Origin of the sequence: Celeribacter baekdonensis B30, from assembly GCF_000299875.1 — a bacterium.
In the GTDB taxonomy this organism is placed as follows: domain Bacteria; phylum Pseudomonadota; class Alphaproteobacteria; order Rhodobacterales; family Rhodobacteraceae; genus Celeribacter; species Celeribacter baekdonensis_A.
Genome location: NZ_AMRK01000014.1, coordinates 81,913 through 96,736, shown reverse-complemented (window position 1 = coordinate 96,736; position 14,824 = coordinate 81,913). Strand labels below are relative to the sequence as shown.

Here is a 14,824-nt window from a genome sequence, read left to right as displayed (position 1 = left end):
CACGGTCGAGGAGGAATACACCGTCCCCAACAGCGCAAATGCGCCCTCATCAATGGCTTTTTGCACCAGGGCCCGGCTTTGCAGCGGGTCGGTTTGGCTGTCGTATTCCGACATATCGACCTGCATCCCAAGGATGCCGCCGGTCTCGTTGATCTCATCAATCGCCAAATGCACCCCATCGGCCCAGACCGACCCAGCTGCGGCCCCGGCACCCGAAAGTTCGGCGATGTTGGCAATTTTAAGTGTGTCCGCCTGTGCGGCCCATCCCAGACCTGCGGCAAGCGCGGTCCCTGTCAGAAGCGTTTTCAGCATAGTATCCTCCCTGATTGATGCTGGTCGTTGAAACGGGGCTATGTGTTTTGTTTTCCCGCTTTCATTGCTGTCATGGTGTTCCTGTCATGGCGTTCACCAAAAGATCCGCTTGCGCGTTGAACATGCCAAGCCCGGGCATGGTGGCGCAGCCTTTGGCCTGTGCAATCGCAAGCTGCGGCGTGATCTCTGGTTTGGTGATGCAGTCGGCCACGAATTGATGACTTTGATATTTGTCGGCCTCAATCGGCAGCGGATCGCCTTCGCGCATCCCCACGGGTGTCGCATTGCCGATGAAATCATACCCCGTTGGGTCTGACGATCCGACCCCCACCTGTCCGGCAAACCGCGCATCAAGCCGTGCAATCGCGGCGTCTCGGCGTGCCTCATCCGCATCGTGAATCGCCAAATAAGCGGCACCGCGTGCGAGGATTTCATATGCAATCGCGGCGCCCGCGCCGCCGACACCAACCAAAAGCGCGCGTTTGCCCGCAACCTCATAGCCACAGGCCGCAACGCCGTTCAGATAGCCCTGGCCATCGGTGTTGTCGCCCTCCCAAGTGCCGTCCTCGCGCTTGTGCATCACGTTGACGGAGCCGGCGAATTGCGCCCGCTCGGAGGGCTGGTCGCACAGCGCGAGCGTGGCTTGTTTATGGGGCACGGTCGCGATCAAGCCGCGCACATTATGTGTCGTTTTCATCGCCGCCACAAAGGCCGGATACGCCGCCGCCGTCACATGCGTCGGAATGACAAGCCCATTGATCCCACGCGCCACAAGGATTTCCGTCAGCAGGCCCGGCGATTTCACCTGACCAATCGGATCCCCGGCGATCGGGAACAACACGGTCTCCCCCGTAAGTGTCACGTCCATCCCATCCTCCTCCCTGACGCGCCTCACGCAACGTCACCTCGCCCTCAAAATTGCAATCCTTTGCCGATTTAAGAATGGACGGCACTCCATATAACTTGGACAATTCGCTAGACCCCAAAGTCGGGGTCGTCGCCCTCTCACAGACATGTGGCCTGTATGTCAGAAGTCATGCGCCAATGGGTCAAAGTAGCGGCAACCCCCTCCTCCAAAGAGGTTACAGGCAGCGCATCGAACCAATCAGAATGCCCCCCACCTTGGAGCAATACCGGCGTTTTCAGCCTTGGCCCCTCGCCCGAAACCGTGGCATCCGGCACCGCCCGCTTGAGCGCTGAGATAAAGTCATCAACCGTGGCCGAGACCCCATGCAGGTCGTAGATCTGTGCCCCCTCCCAAGCGTCAAAAAGCCCGGCCACAAAGGCCCGTGCAACGTCTGAGACATGGACAAATCCCACGGGACCGGAAAAATGAATTGTGGCAGATTGTCCAAGGGCAGCCGCCCGCAATGCAATCGACGGCCCGGCTGCTATGCCCCTGCTCACACCGGGGCCATAGACGATATAGGGGCGAAATCCGACGCTTGGCAGGCCGTGATCCAGCCACGCACAGCGCGCCATGCCCTCAATCGCCAGTTTGTGCACGCCATAAAGCGTTTCGGGATTTGGCAAGATGCCCTCCCCCGATCCATAAACCGCCGAACTCGACGCGTAGGCCAATCTCTCCACGCCATTCTTGATCGCCAAATCCATCACCGTCTGACTGCCGATGAGATTCACCTGAGCGGCGCGCAGCGGATCGGCCTTGCAATCGACGGTCATCAGCCCGGCGAGATGGACAACAGCACCACAGCCTTCCATCCCCCGTGCCACATCCTCGCGCCGGGTCACATCCCCCGCAACGATCTCACAGCTCTGCGACAGGCCCCCCCGCACGAAATCAAGCGTCTCGGCGTTGGGATGTCGATCAAACACCCGCGGGCGCAACCCCTGGGCCACGAGGTCTCGCGCGACGAAAGCCCCAAGAAATCCGGTCCCGCCAGTCACCAAAACTGGCTTGTCTTGCCAGCGGCTCATGATGCCATCCGATCTGTGTGGGCGGTCTTGCGCTGCGCGGCATGGGTCGCCGCGATCGAGCCAAAAACGATGCCCGGACCAATGGTGATGCCGGGGCCGGGATAGACCCCGCCCATGACCGAATTCATGTCCGCCCCGGCGGCATAAAGCCCGTCGATTACGGCGCCATTTTCCGTCAGCAAACGGGCGTTTTCATCGGTAACAAGACCCTGAGCCGCGCCAATATCGCCCGGATAAAGTTTGACCGCATAATACGGCCCCGTGCCAAGCGGGCGCAGGGTTGGGTTTGGCCCGTCATGCGTGGCATCGCCATTGGCGCGCTCATAGACGGTTTCACCGCGGTGAAAATCCTGATCGACGCCCTGCTTTGCCAACTCATTAAACCGCGCCACGGTGGCGCCTAAGTTTGTGCCATCAATGCCAAGTTGCGCGGCAAGATCAGTCAGATCACGCCCCTCGGTCAGATAGCCTTCGGCGATGAACGGTCCAAAATCCCTGGTCCCCGGATGGATCATGCCCATGCCGTATTTACGCGCCGCTGCCGCGTCGGCAATAAGGAACGTCGGAATATGCGACCCGTCCTTGTCGGCCGCATACATGGCGGAGACGAATTCATGATAGCTGCGGCTTTCATTGACGAACCGCTTGCCGTCGCGCCCAACCGAAATGATCCCCGGCTTCGAACGGTCCAACACGAAATGTGGAAACGCGGCCTCTGTGCCGTCCGCCCGTTTGCGGATCGACACCGGCGCCCAGTAACACGGCTGCGCCGCACTGTTAGAGTAATGCGCACCAAGCCCAAGAACGATGTCATGCAACTCACCCGTATGCCCCGGCGCGGCAGGCGACACGCGCGGCGTCGGCGCGGGCATCATGGTCTGACGTTTGACGGGGTGACGGGCAAAGCCGCCGGAGGCGAGCACCACCCCTTTGGTCGCTGTGATGTCAAAAGACTGCCCGCCTTGCTCCAAAGTAAGCCGATACGCTCCCTCTCCGAGGGGCGTCAATCCTGTGGTTTTGGTCTGGGTGACAATCTCAACCCCACGCTTGCGCGCCTCATAGAGAAACCGCCCGATCAACGCATTGCCCATCAACAGACGCGTGTCGCGACCATGCGCCCATTTGCGCAAATAATAGCGTGCGACGATGCGTATCGAATAGGCCAGCGAACGCAGGCTTTTCTTCATCTTGAGCAAATGCGCGATGTCATCACGGTCAATCTGCATCCCGCCCAAAATAGTGAATTCCGGGATCGGTGGACGCACAAGCTTTAGGTCATAGCCCAGCAACGCGCCGTCAAAGGGCACAGGCTCAAGCGCGCGACCAAAGGCGGTCGAGCCTTCGAGTTCAAACAAGTAGTCGGGATGGAAAGGACGACCCCGGAACCGGACGTTTGTCTCATCTTCAAGGCGATGGATCGCGCCGGGGCCGCGTTTGACAAAGGCCTCGCGCAGGGCACGCGGCGCGCGGTTCCCAACGGCACGATCCAGAAACGCCAGAACAGACTCTTCGCTGTCTTTCGCCCCCAACTCATCACGAAACCGGGTGTTTGGCACCCATGTGGTTGCCGCCGACAAAGCCGAGGTGCCTCCAAGGAATTCTGTGCGTTCCACCAGCAAAACGCGCACGCCTTCAAGAGCCGCAAACACGGCGGCAGACAGGCCTGCCGCCCCCGCCCCAAGAACGACCACATCGTAGCTGGCGCCATTTTCGAGCTGTGCGCCAGAGCGCGATTCTTTTAGCATAGAGTCCTCCCTGAGCGCTCAAGCCTTTTATTTAACAAGACTTTTATACCAAACGCCCTAATTCTTTCATCAGCATGTCTTAAAATAGAAACTCTTTCAACTTTTAAATCTTGTTTTATTTTAAGCTTTGGTTGATATAGTTGTGGAAAGCACAGGTGCTCCGAAACACCTGTCTGAGGGAGGACCCACATGACACAGACACGATTGGCCATTGTTGGGGGCGGCATCATTGGGCGCACCCATGCCGATGCGATCCGCGCCTGTCCCGGCAGCGATCTTGTCGCCATTGTCGATCCGTTTGAGTCGGGCAAATCCCTCGCCAAAGACTTGGAGTGCCCCCATCTGGAAACACTTGCAGCCCTGATTGGGCTGCACCCAGACGGAGTGATTATTGCCACGCCAAATGCGCTTCATGTGCCGCAGGCGATGACATTGATCCGTGCGGACCTTCCTGTGCTGGTCGAAAAACCCTTGGGCGACACGGCCAATAGCTGCGCGGCTTTGGTGGCCCTGTCAGATCGCACAGGGGTGCCGGGGCTTGTCGGTCACCACCGTCGCCACAACCCGATCGTTCAAGCCGCTAAAACGGCCATCACCGAGGGCCGTTTCGGCACATTGGTCAGCGGCACAATCTCCGCCACGCTCTACAAGGATGCCCGCTATTTCGACGTTGCCTGGCGGCGCGAACCGGGCGCAGGTGGGCCGATCCTGATCAATTTGATCCATGAAATCGACCTCGTGCGGCATTTGTTTGGCGAAATCACAGAGGTCACGGCCCTCACCTCAAACAGTCAACGCGGCTTTGACGTCGAAGACACCGCCGCAGTGATCCTGCGCCTTGAAACCGGCGGGTTGATCACCATTGCGCTGACCGATGCGGGCGTCGGGCCGTGGTGCTGGGACACGACCGCGGGCGAAAATCCGGCGCGGTTTCCGGCGATGCCCGCCGTCTCGCATATGTTTGCCGGGACACAGGCCGGGATGAGCCTGCCGGATCTGTCGTTCTGGACCCATGAGGGTCCCCGCGATTGGACTGTGCCTCAGGTCAATCGGCTGCTCGATCGGGTCGCGACCGACAGCTATATCGAACAAATCCGCCATTTTGCTGCCGTGATCAAAGGCAATGAAACCCCTCGCATCACCTTGTCCGATGGCGCACGCAACATAGCGGTGATCGAGGCGATCCGTGGGTCCATCACACAAAGACGCCCTGTTCCGCTTGGCACACACAGGATAAACACGTCGCCAAAGCCAAAAGCGATGATGGAGTAAGCGATGTCCGGTGTGATGGAGAGAACCCTTTCGATCCTTGAACTTCTTGGGAAACATCCCGAAGGCGTTCAAGTGAGCGCGATCGCGAGCGAGCTGGATATGCCCGCCTCGGCAGCGCATCGATTGCTCAAAGAACTGTCGCAATACGGCTATGTGCGACAACTCAGGAACCAAGGCGATTACGCTCTCACCATCAAACTCGCAGGCATCGGGTTGGCGTTTTTGGCCCGCACCGGCGTGCCCGACATTGCGCAGCCCATCCTCGATCGCTTGGCGGCGGACTCGCGCGAACTCGTTCGCCTGTCCGTGATTGATGGCGAGGATCTTGTCTGGGTCGGCGTGGCGCAGGGCGCGGTTGCGGGCCTGCGCTATGACCCCGGTCGTGAACAGGGGATCAAGGTGCATTTGGCCGGCTCGGCGGGTGGACATGCCTGGCTGTCAACACTGACGGATGAGCAAGCGCTTGAGAAAATTGGTGCGCAAGGGCTGCGGGCGGATTTTGCCATGGGGCCGGGCGCGCCTACCTCGATTCCAGAGGTGCTGGCCTCTCTGGCTGACACCCGCAAACGCGGCTATGCCACCATGTCCGACAGCTATCATGCCGGGATGGCGGCGATGGCTGTTCCCATTTTTCGCAGCGAAGACCATGCTGTGATCGGCTGTCTGTCCATCGCCGGTCCGGGTGTGCGTGTGACACCCGAATTGATGGACCAATTCCACCCGCTTCTGCGCGAAGCCGCCGATGAAATTGGCGGGGCGGCAGAGGCGTCTTTCTTTTTCAACCGCAACCGGGCCCTGCCCGCAGAAACCGAAACCCGTCAGGCTGGCTGACCGCAAGGTCCTGTCATCTGACCCGAATGCGCGAACGACTTTCGCGCTGTGAAACGAAAGCAGGACAATGGACAGCGAAACGGCGGGCGTCACCGCCTGCGACGTTCTGATCGTTGGATCAGGCGCAGCGGGATTGTGTGCCGCGATCACGGCTGCGAAGGCAGGGCTTGAGGTCATTGTGGCCGAGAAAACCGGCGTTTTCGGCGGTACCTCCGCATGGTCCGGCGGCTGGCTTTGGATTCCACAGAACCCACAGGCGATCCGCGCCGGGATCACTGAGCCCGACGCCAAACCCCGCCGCTATCTGCGCGCCCTGTTGGGCAATCGCGCCAATGACCCGCGCATAGAGACGTTCTTACAAAACGGTCCCGACATGCTGCGCTTTCTCGAAGAGATCGGCGTCATGACCTGGGTTGATGGCAATCATGTGCCTGACTTTTACGCCCATGACGGTGCCGCCGAAGGCGGGCGATCCGTGACCGCCGCGGCCTATGATGGGCGTCAACTTGGCCCTTTGATGGCGCGGCTGCGGCCGCCACTCGATGTCGTGTCGCTCTGGGGCATGGGCATTGGCAGCGGTGCGGATATGGCACATTTTTTCAATGCGACCCGCTCCCCAAGCGCGCTGTGGCATGTCACCAAACGGCTGGCCAAACATCTCTATGATCTGGCGCGCTATCGGCGTTCGATGCAGCTTGTGGGCGGCAATGCCCTTGTGGCGCAGCTTTTGAAAGGGGCGGCGGACAGCGGGGTTCAGCTTTGGCATGACAGTCCGGTGACCCGCCTGCGCCATGATAAGGGTCGGATCGTGGGTGCATCCGTGATCCGACAAGGGACGCCAATCCGCATCACCGCCCGCAAAGGTGTGGTGCTTGCGACGGGCGGCTACCCGCATGATGCCCTGCGACAAACACACAGTTTTGCCCACACCGACACCATCGCGCATGCCTCTGCTGCGCCCAAATCAAACACCGGCGACGGCTTGCGTTTGGCTGAAACGGTTGGTGCGGCGCTTGACATGAGCCTCGCTGAACCCGCCGCATGGGCGCCCGTGTCCCGCGTCCCGGATGGTGAGGGTGGGTTCAAAAATTTCCCTCATCTCATTGATCGCGCCAAACCCGGATTCATCGCGGTGGATATGCGTGGGCAGAGGTTCGTCAACGAGGCCGACAGCTATCATGAGTTCATGAAAGCCCTGTTTGCGGTGACGCCAAAGGGCTGCGCGCCGGAGGCTTGGCTGATCTGTGATCACCGGGCGCAGAGGCAATTTGGCATCGGCTGGGCCAAGCCCTTTCCCTTCCCGCTCACCCGCTATCTGCGCTCCGGCTACCTCAAACGCGGGCGACGGATCACAGATTTGGCGGCGCAGTGCGGCTTGCCCCCCGAGGCGCTTGCACAGACCATCGCGCGGTTCAATGACGGCGCGCGCGAAGGTCACGACCCGGTGTTTCACCGCGGCGCGTCACTGTACAACCGCGTCCAAGGCTGGGCCAAACACAAAGGTCCAAACCCGACCTTGGGGCCATTGGAGCGCGGGCCGTTTTATGCGGTCAAACTCGTGCCCGGCAGCCTTGGTACATTTGCCGGGATCAAAACCACCGCCGACGGGCAGGTGCTTGGGCAAAACGGAGCGCCGACGCCCGGGCTCTATGCCATCGGCAATGACGCCGCCTCGATCATGGGCGGGCATTACCCGTCTGGCGGCATCACCCTCGGGCCGGGCATGACGTTTGGCTACATCGTCGGCCGCCGAGTTTCAGGTCAACCAATCAAAGGCCTGACCCCTTCTCTTTCACACCACACAAAGGATGCATGACATGGCCTATTACGAAATCGCAACGCTCAAGACCGTAATCTTTGGCGCAGGAAAGGCCTCGGACGGGCTGCAAAATTGGCTTGCAGCGGGCAAAGGCACGCTGCTCGGGGCATTTGGCACCGACATCGGCACCCTCAACGAGGTCTATGTTTTGCGCGGTTTCGAGACGCTGGACGAGATGATGGACGAACGCGAACGCGCTGTGATGTCCGACAATCCGATGGGCTGTATGGAGCATTTGGTCGACCTGCGGTTTGACAGCTACAAACCCTTTGATTTCATGGCCCCGATCACCCCCGGCACCTATGGGCCGATCTACGAATTTCGCACCTATAAGGCCAAGCTGAACGGAGTGTCCGTCACCCAAGACAAATGGCGCGGCGCTATGCCGGCACGTTCGGAATATTCGCCGCTGACCATGGCGATGTGGGGCCTTGATGGTGCGCCGCGTGTCACGCAAATCTGGCCCTACAGCTCGCTTGAGGCCCGCATCAAGGCGCGCAGCCAATCGGTCGCGGACGGCAAATGGCCGGCCAAAGGCGGCCCTGACTGGCTCACCCCACAGATGACCAGTGCCATCGCCCTTCCCTTGCCGTTTTCACCGCTGAAGTGAGTGCCATGCCCCATAAATTCTCTCTTGCTTTTTTGACCACGCATGAGGTCCCGCCTCATGAGGCCGTGCGCATTGCGGCGGCCACGGGGTATGACCTTGTGGGGCTGCGGTTTTTGCCCGCCGCCCCAACCGAGGCCCCCTATCCGATCTTGTCTGATCCGGCAGTTGAAGCTTTGGTGAAAGCGGCCCTTGATGAGACTGGGATCGGCATTGCCGATATTGAAATCGCCCGGCTTAAACCAGACACGGATGTCGAGGATTTCCGTGATTTTCTAGCCCTCGGTCAAAGGCTTGGCGCGCGCAACGTGCTTGTTGCGGGCGATGATACCAATCATGATCGGCTCACCGAAACCTTTGCCGCCTTTTGCGATCTCGCAGCCGAATATGACCTGACCGGGGATCTGGAGTTCATGCCCTGGACCGGGGTCAAAACCCTGCCCGAGGCGCAACGTATCGTGGAAACGGCGGGGTGCGCCAACGGCGGCGTTCTGATCGACGCGCTGCATTGGGACCGGGCGGGCGGGACGGTCGCGCAGATTCAAAACCTGCCCCCCGCGCTCATTCACTACGCCCAGCTTTGTGATGGTCCTAAGCCATATGATCCGTCCGATGCCGGGATGATCGAGATTGCCCGAGGCGCACGGCTTTTGCCCGGCGACGGCGGGATTGATCTGATCGCCATGGTGCGCGCCTTGCCGCGTGACATTGTTTTGAGTGTCGAGGTGGCCCAGATCGACAAGGCCAAAACCGTGGATGCCCAAAGCCGCGCCGCAGAAGCGCTCACACGATCCAGGGCGCTGATCGCCAAAGCCCGTTCTGACCCGTAAGGGTCGGATCATCGCTGCGTTGTGAGGCTGTACAGCAACATCGGATCACACAGCTTTGCACCGGACAGCGCCCCGCCCGGTGCAAAGATCATTTTTAGTCAGATGCATCGATGATGTTTCGTTCCAGAGGGGACTTTACCGAAGCGGTTCTTCATCACCAATGCGGTTGCGAAATACCATCAACCGCGCCTGTTTGGCGCGATAATAATTGTCGACGGAATAGGCGATGGTGGCGAAATCCGGTCGCCCATCCCCATTAAAATCAGCCATGGCGATCCGCGCGACGGAATCATCGGAGACCCGCCATTTGGCGAAAACACCGGCTTTTTTATCGACCATTTTGTAATACATGACCCCCTGCCACGGCCATGGTCCGCGCAGCCCCACAAGGAACTCTTCATCGCCATCCCCATCGAAATCCGCGCAGAGGATTTGATGGCCGGGGCCTTCGCCATTTTCATTGGGGTCGCCGTAGACATCCAGAACCTGCCGGGTCCAACCGGCGGTGGCCGGATCGCTTTCGGGGTCACGGGTATAGATGGCGACCGTGTTGCCGTGAAACGGCTCGATCGCGGCGACATAGCTCATCGGAACGCCATCAATGCGCCCTGCATCAAGATCGCCACTGCCCTTAAACCCGGTTTCCTCGAACTGCGAAGTCTCGCCTGTGCCGATCCGCACATGCTGCCAAGTGGCTGTGTCCGCATCATAGTAAATCCACGTCACCCCTTCGTCCGAGGCGACCAAGACAGAGTCACGATCCGAACCGGGGATGAGGCCGCGCTTTTTCTCTGCCCCGTGCAACATGCGGTAGCTCATGTCATCGATGGTGGTCATCGGCCATTCCTCCGCCGTCAGAGGATCGTCGGGTTGCGTGAACATCACCAGCGGCAGCACCCCATGCACATTGCCCTTGGTCACAATCGGAAACCCAATGATTTCAAGCCGCTCGGTCTGGGTGAAATACCCGGCGCGCAAACGATGCATCCCGGTGGCGCGACCAATATAATGGCGTGTCCATCGCTTGGTCTCTTCTACCCCCGGTCCCGGATTCTCGATCCAGTCGATTTTGCCCCCGGTCTCTTTTGCATCCACGATGGTGCCGATATCGCCGTAAAGATCATAACAGATGATCGGGTCGGGATAGCCATTGCCAGAAATATCGGCATAGTCGCCCCCTACCGGCATTCTGACACCATCGGTGATCAAACGGCGGGTCCAGTCTCCATTCTGATACCAATAGATCTCGCCAAGCCGCAGCCCGTATCCAAACAGATCTGGCTTGCCATCCTGATTGAGATCCGGGGCTTCAAGCCAATAGCCATCGCGCAGATGATCGGCCACCAATTCGGGTTCGAACACCGGGATCAAAAGCGGGGATGTCCCTGACGGCGGCGCGGCATCGGGGGTCTGACGGGCGGGGGTTTTCTGAATATTCATCTCTGTCGTCTCCTTCAGTGGTGGCAACACTGCCCAGTGTGTGTGTCTGAAATGTGCGGTCTTGGCGCCGGGCCTTCGGGCACCAGTTCAACGGCAAGCCAGAGGCAATCGGTGCGTGCGACATACTGGTGCCAAGGGTAAAGAAAGCTACCGTCCCCAGCGGGTTGAACCGCATAAATGCCATGCGCTGCGCCGGGGGCGAGATTTTGATTTTCGTACAGAGTGCTCGGGTCATTGCGGCGAAATTTTTGCATCGCGCCATCCCCCGAAATTTGAACATGGTATTCAAGAAACGGGTGGCTGTTATGGATCAGACAGGCCGTACCGGCAGGGGCAAACCAGAGGTTCATAAACACGCCCCAGCAGTGCGGTGGACCCGGCGGCAGGGTTGGGGCAAGGCGATCCGGGGTGGCCTGAATCGTGGTCACCCGATCACGAGGCGACCGAAACAGGGCCAGACCCGCAGCCCCCGGCACAGACGCCATGCCCGGCAATGTATCCAGCCTGCGCCATCCGGGCGCGGAACATAGATCAGCCGTGGCAGACAGCCGATCCAGCGCCAAAGTGACAAGTGCCGTGTCGCTGCGCAGCGAGACCTCGCGCAAAAACGCCGCCCCAAGCGGCGCAATATGGTCCCGTAGACCCGACGGATAAAACGGCACAGGGGCCAGACCGGGGTTCACCACGATGGCGCGACTGCCAATCTCGATCTGCCCCCCGTTGTGAAACACCTGCACCGGCAGATTGGGCGTGCTGAAACTCAGCGCACGGATGTCACCATCGTGTTGGTCTGTAGGGCTGAAGTCCCTTTGCGGTGTTGTGAGTGTGGTCATTTCATTTCCTTTCGCGAACCGTCGAAGCCGGTTCCCCGACTTCGACGCCCAGTCAGATCAGGCGGCAGGCTGGGTCTGCGCGAGCTGCGGCCTCCCCGGCATCGCCCCGAAATCAACCCCCGGAATGGCATTTGAAATGACCCCGGTGAACAGATCCGAAAGCGCCTCCAAAACCCGCGCTGTGGCCTGACCATCGCCGTAGACGCCGCTGGCGCGGGTCATGCCGTCATAGAGAATTTGGTCAGTCAAAAGCGCACTCACCTTGGTCCGCACCGCCTGCCGGGTCCGCCCGATCAGAACGGCAGCCCCCGCTGTAATCGCCTCAGGCCGTTCGGTCACATCGCGCAAGACAAGCGTGGGTTTGCCAAGGGAGGGGCCTTCTTCTTCCGCCCCGGAACTGTCCGAAACGATCAGATGCGCCTTGATCATCAGGCGGCAAAACTGGCGATAGGGCAGCGGTTCGATCGGGTAGATATTGTCTTCGCCCGACACAATCGGAAGGATCGCCTCCCGAACCACCGGGTTGAGATGCAGCGGCATCACGATGCGCACGTCATGGGTGCGGGCAATATCGACAAGCGCCTGGGCGATCTCGCGCATCGGTGCGCCCCAGCTTTCGCGGCGATGGACGGTGGCAATGATGATCGGTCGGGAGTCAGGGCCCTCAAGAAAGGCCAGCGGGTCATCTTGATGCTGCGGCACTGGCTGCGCAGCGGCCCAGCGAACGGCGTCGACAACGGTGTTGCCCGTCACCCGGATGCGATCAGGGTCCACCCCGTCATGCAACAGATTGTCGGCACTCACCACGGTGGGGGCCAGGTGCAGGTCAGAGATTTGGCAGACCAGTTTGCGGTTCGCTTCTTCGGGGAAAGGCGATGAAATATGCCCGCTGCGCAACCCCGCTTCGAGGTGGATCAGCGGCACACGGTTGTAAAAGGCACCCAGCGCTCCGGCAAAGGTCGAGGCGGTATCGCCATGGACGACAACCGCGTCGATGCCAAAGTCCCTGAGCGGCGCACCCAGCCCGGTGATGATCCGGGCGGTGATTTGATCAAGCCCCTGCCCCGGCTTCATAATGTCGAGATCGGCATCGGCCTTGAGGTCGAATTCTGTCATGGCCGATTGCAACATATCGCGATGCTGTCCGGTGGAAATCACGATAGGGCGCATGTCCGACCGGTCCTGCATCGCCCGGATCACCGGGGCGACTTTGATGGCTTCGGGACGGGTTCCAAAAATGAAGGCGACGTTTTTCACAGAATCTTTCATGGGAGGTCCTTTCAGAGGGGGGAGGAAGGCACGGTGAGAGACACCGTTGGCTGGGGCAACGTGTGAGCAGAGTTGAACAGTCCGGAAATCGTTGCCGTCAGGTCGATGAGTTGCGGATGCTGAGGCTATGGGAAAAGACATTGCCGGGGTCGTAGCGGTCCTTGACGCTTTGCAGCCGCGGGTAATTATCTTTGTAATACAGCGTGGACCAGGGCACGCCGGAGCGGTTGCGCGCAGGATCGGCCATATCGCGATCGGGATAGTTGATATAGCACCCGTCCATCTGGTCGTTGGGCACAGGGACGCCGCCCGTCGCGGCAAAAACATCCTCATAAATGTCGCGCAACCAGCCAAGGTAAAACGCGTCGTCTTTTGGATCGCTCCAAAAGGTCTGGAAACACATTTTGTAGATCGAGGAGCGCTGCGCGTTGGCGGTGGCATCCGGGGCTTGGGCATTCACCGCACCGCCAAAGGAAAACAGCACCAACATCGTGTCGGGGTTGGTGAAGTCTTCGCGGCTCATGTGTTTGTAAAGCGCGGCAATTTGGCGGCGATCAAAGCCCTGTTTCATATAGGCCGATTTGTGACCGCCGCGCGATGTGGGATTGGTGATGGTCGGATTGTTCGAGCCCACAAGTTTGGTCGCCTGCAGCCAAGGCAGACGCGCCCCTTCGAGGTAATCCGGCATCGCGGGAAGTTCACCGATCGGGGTGAGCATCGGGCGCGGAACGATGTTGGTGCCCTCAAGCAGCGCCGACATATACTCCGCAAGAAGGGTGGCGGCATTGGGATCGTCGCCATCGACTTGGGTGAACATCCCCATGGCACCCGTGGCGCGATGGCTGACGTTAAAAAGGCTGCTCAGGGAGGTGTATGGGCTGTCGGGGGCACTGTTGCTCGCGTGCCAATGGCTGAAGTTTTCGATCAGCCGGGTGAAATTCGTCTCCGTCAACTGATCCCAGTCAAACGCAACCGCGCTGACCAGAACTTCGGCCGGGGGGCGGATCAATTGCGCGCCGGGGTCGCTGCCTTCGGCACCGGGCGTGCGGAACCAGTAGCGCGTGACAACGCCGAAATTGCCGCCCCCACCACCGGTATGCGCCCACCACAGATCATGGTTCGGATCCTCCGGGTCCGAGCTGGCGCGCACCAGATGTGCTTGCCGGTGTTCGTCCACGACAACCACCTCCACCATAGAGAGGTGATCCACGGTCAGCCCATATTTGCGCGACAAAAGCCCGTAGCCGCCGCCAACAATATGCCCGCCCACGCCCACCGAATAACAAATGCCCGCCGGTAGGGTCACACCCCAGCCTTTGTAAAGGCGTTCATAGACATCAATCAGCATCCCACCCGGTTCGGCATAAAACGCACCAACCGTCTCATCAAACCCGACCGCCCGCATCGGCGCCATATCGAGGATCACTTCGGTTTCGGGATTGCAGACGAAATCAGCAAAACAATGCCCGCCGGAACGGACGGTAAATTTTTTGCCCAGATCAAGCGCTTCTTGGGTGGCCAGCAAGGCATCTTGTGGCGTGTGGATCATGCGCACATAGTCTGGTGTCGACAAAAACCGCTGGTTGTTGCCCGTGCGCAGCGCCTGAAAGCGCGCGTCCTCTGCCGTGATCCGCTGCCCGGTTGGCACTCCAATTGGCGCGGGGGCGACGGTCGAGGTGTCGGCATGAGCGGGTCGGATGGTCACCCCGGATGCGGCCGCACCTGCGGCGAAAGCGGAGCCAATAAAGCTGCGACGGGACACTGTGGTCATGAGACACTCCTTCGAGATTGGGATGACGTAAAATTCCTGTCGGGCTTTGCGGTACCGCCCTGCCCTCATGAAACGTCGATTCCCGAACCTCGAGTAGTCGTCCCCGTGTTGAGACATCCTTTCCAAAACGTGATTGCTGCACCTGCGAAGCCCCCTT

General features: G+C 60.0%; 13 protein-coding genes. 5 read left to right on the top strand and 8 right to left on the bottom strand.

What is annotated here, in order from left to right:
* The 4 genes from B30_RS18600 to B30_RS18585 all read right to left on the bottom strand — a co-directional run.
* Positions 1-312 (bottom strand): ABC transporter substrate-binding protein (locus B30_RS18600; RefSeq protein WP_009573739.1); only part of this gene is annotated, 312 nt, incomplete at its 3' end.
* A 70-nt stretch (positions 313-382) separates the two neighbouring features.
* Entirely contained in the window at positions 383-1,180 is a 798-nt protein-coding gene (locus B30_RS18595) for a shikimate dehydrogenase family protein (protein WP_009573738.1), read from the bottom strand.
* A 137-nt stretch (positions 1,181-1,317) separates the two neighbouring features.
* Positions 1,318-2,250, bottom strand: a complete 933-nt coding sequence (locus tag B30_RS18590) for an NAD-dependent epimerase/dehydratase family protein (protein ID WP_009573737.1) — start codon at positions 2,248-2,250, stop codon at positions 1,318-1,320.
* Entirely contained in the window at positions 2,247-3,995 is a 1,749-nt protein-coding gene (locus tag B30_RS18585) for an FAD-dependent oxidoreductase (protein WP_009573736.1), read from the bottom strand. Before B30_RS18585 ends, B30_RS18590 begins: the two co-directional genes overlap by 4 nt.
* 189 nt (positions 3,996-4,184) lie before the next feature.
* Here B30_RS18585 and B30_RS18580 point away from each other — a divergent pair, with 189 nt between their 5' ends.
* The 5 genes from B30_RS18580 to B30_RS18560 all read left to right on the top strand — a co-directional run bounded on the left by B30_RS18580 (position 4,185) and on the right by B30_RS18560 (position 9,354).
* Positions 4,185-5,267: a Gfo/Idh/MocA family protein gene (locus B30_RS18580; RefSeq protein WP_009573735.1), complete on the top strand. Its 1,083-nt coding sequence runs from the start codon at positions 4,185-4,187 to the stop codon at positions 5,265-5,267.
* A gap of 3 nt (positions 5,268-5,270) precedes the next feature.
* Positions 5,271-6,098 (top strand): IclR family transcriptional regulator, encoded by an 828-nt coding sequence (locus B30_RS18575; RefSeq protein ID WP_009573734.1) that lies wholly within the window; start codon positions 5,271-5,273, stop codon positions 6,096-6,098.
* 67 nt (positions 6,099-6,165) lie between these two features.
* Entirely contained in the window at positions 6,166-7,914 is a 1,749-nt protein-coding gene (locus B30_RS18570; protein ID WP_009573733.1) for an FAD-dependent oxidoreductase, read from the top strand.
* A 1-nt stretch (position 7,915) separates the two neighbouring features.
* On the top strand, positions 7,916-8,527 hold the full coding sequence (locus tag B30_RS18565; RefSeq protein ID WP_009573732.1) for an NIPSNAP family protein: 612 nt from the start codon (positions 7,916-7,918) through the stop codon (positions 8,525-8,527).
* A gap of 5 nt (positions 8,528-8,532) precedes the next feature.
* Positions 8,533-9,354 (top strand): sugar phosphate isomerase/epimerase family protein, encoded by an 822-nt coding sequence (locus B30_RS18560; RefSeq protein WP_009573731.1) that lies wholly within the window; start codon positions 8,533-8,535, stop codon positions 9,352-9,354.
* A 135-nt stretch (positions 9,355-9,489) separates the two neighbouring features.
* Here B30_RS18560 and B30_RS18555 read toward each other — a convergent pair whose 3' ends face one another.
* From B30_RS18555 to B30_RS18540, 4 genes are all read right to left on the bottom strand, one after another.
* Positions 9,490-10,794 carry an FG-GAP repeat domain-containing protein gene (locus B30_RS18555; RefSeq protein ID WP_009573730.1) on the bottom strand — a complete coding sequence of 435 codons (1,305 nt, stop codon included), beginning with the start codon at positions 10,792-10,794 and terminating at the stop codon, positions 9,490-9,492.
* Between the two features lie 14 nt (positions 10,795-10,808).
* Entirely contained in the window at positions 10,809-11,627 is an 819-nt protein-coding gene (locus B30_RS21575; protein WP_009573729.1) for a hypothetical protein, read from the bottom strand.
* A gap of 57 nt (positions 11,628-11,684) precedes the next feature.
* The gene (gene wecB / locus B30_RS18545) at positions 11,685-12,896 is read right to left on the bottom strand and encodes a non-hydrolyzing UDP-N-acetylglucosamine 2-epimerase (protein WP_009573728.1); all 1,212 of its coding nucleotides are present in this window, start codon (positions 12,894-12,896) and stop codon (positions 11,685-11,687) included.
* A 97-nt stretch (positions 12,897-12,993) separates the two neighbouring features.
* Positions 12,994-14,667: an FAD-binding oxidoreductase gene (locus tag B30_RS18540; RefSeq protein WP_009573727.1), complete on the bottom strand. Its 1,674-nt coding sequence runs from the start codon at positions 14,665-14,667 to the stop codon at positions 12,994-12,996.
* Between the last annotated feature and the right edge of the window lie 157 nt (positions 14,668-14,824).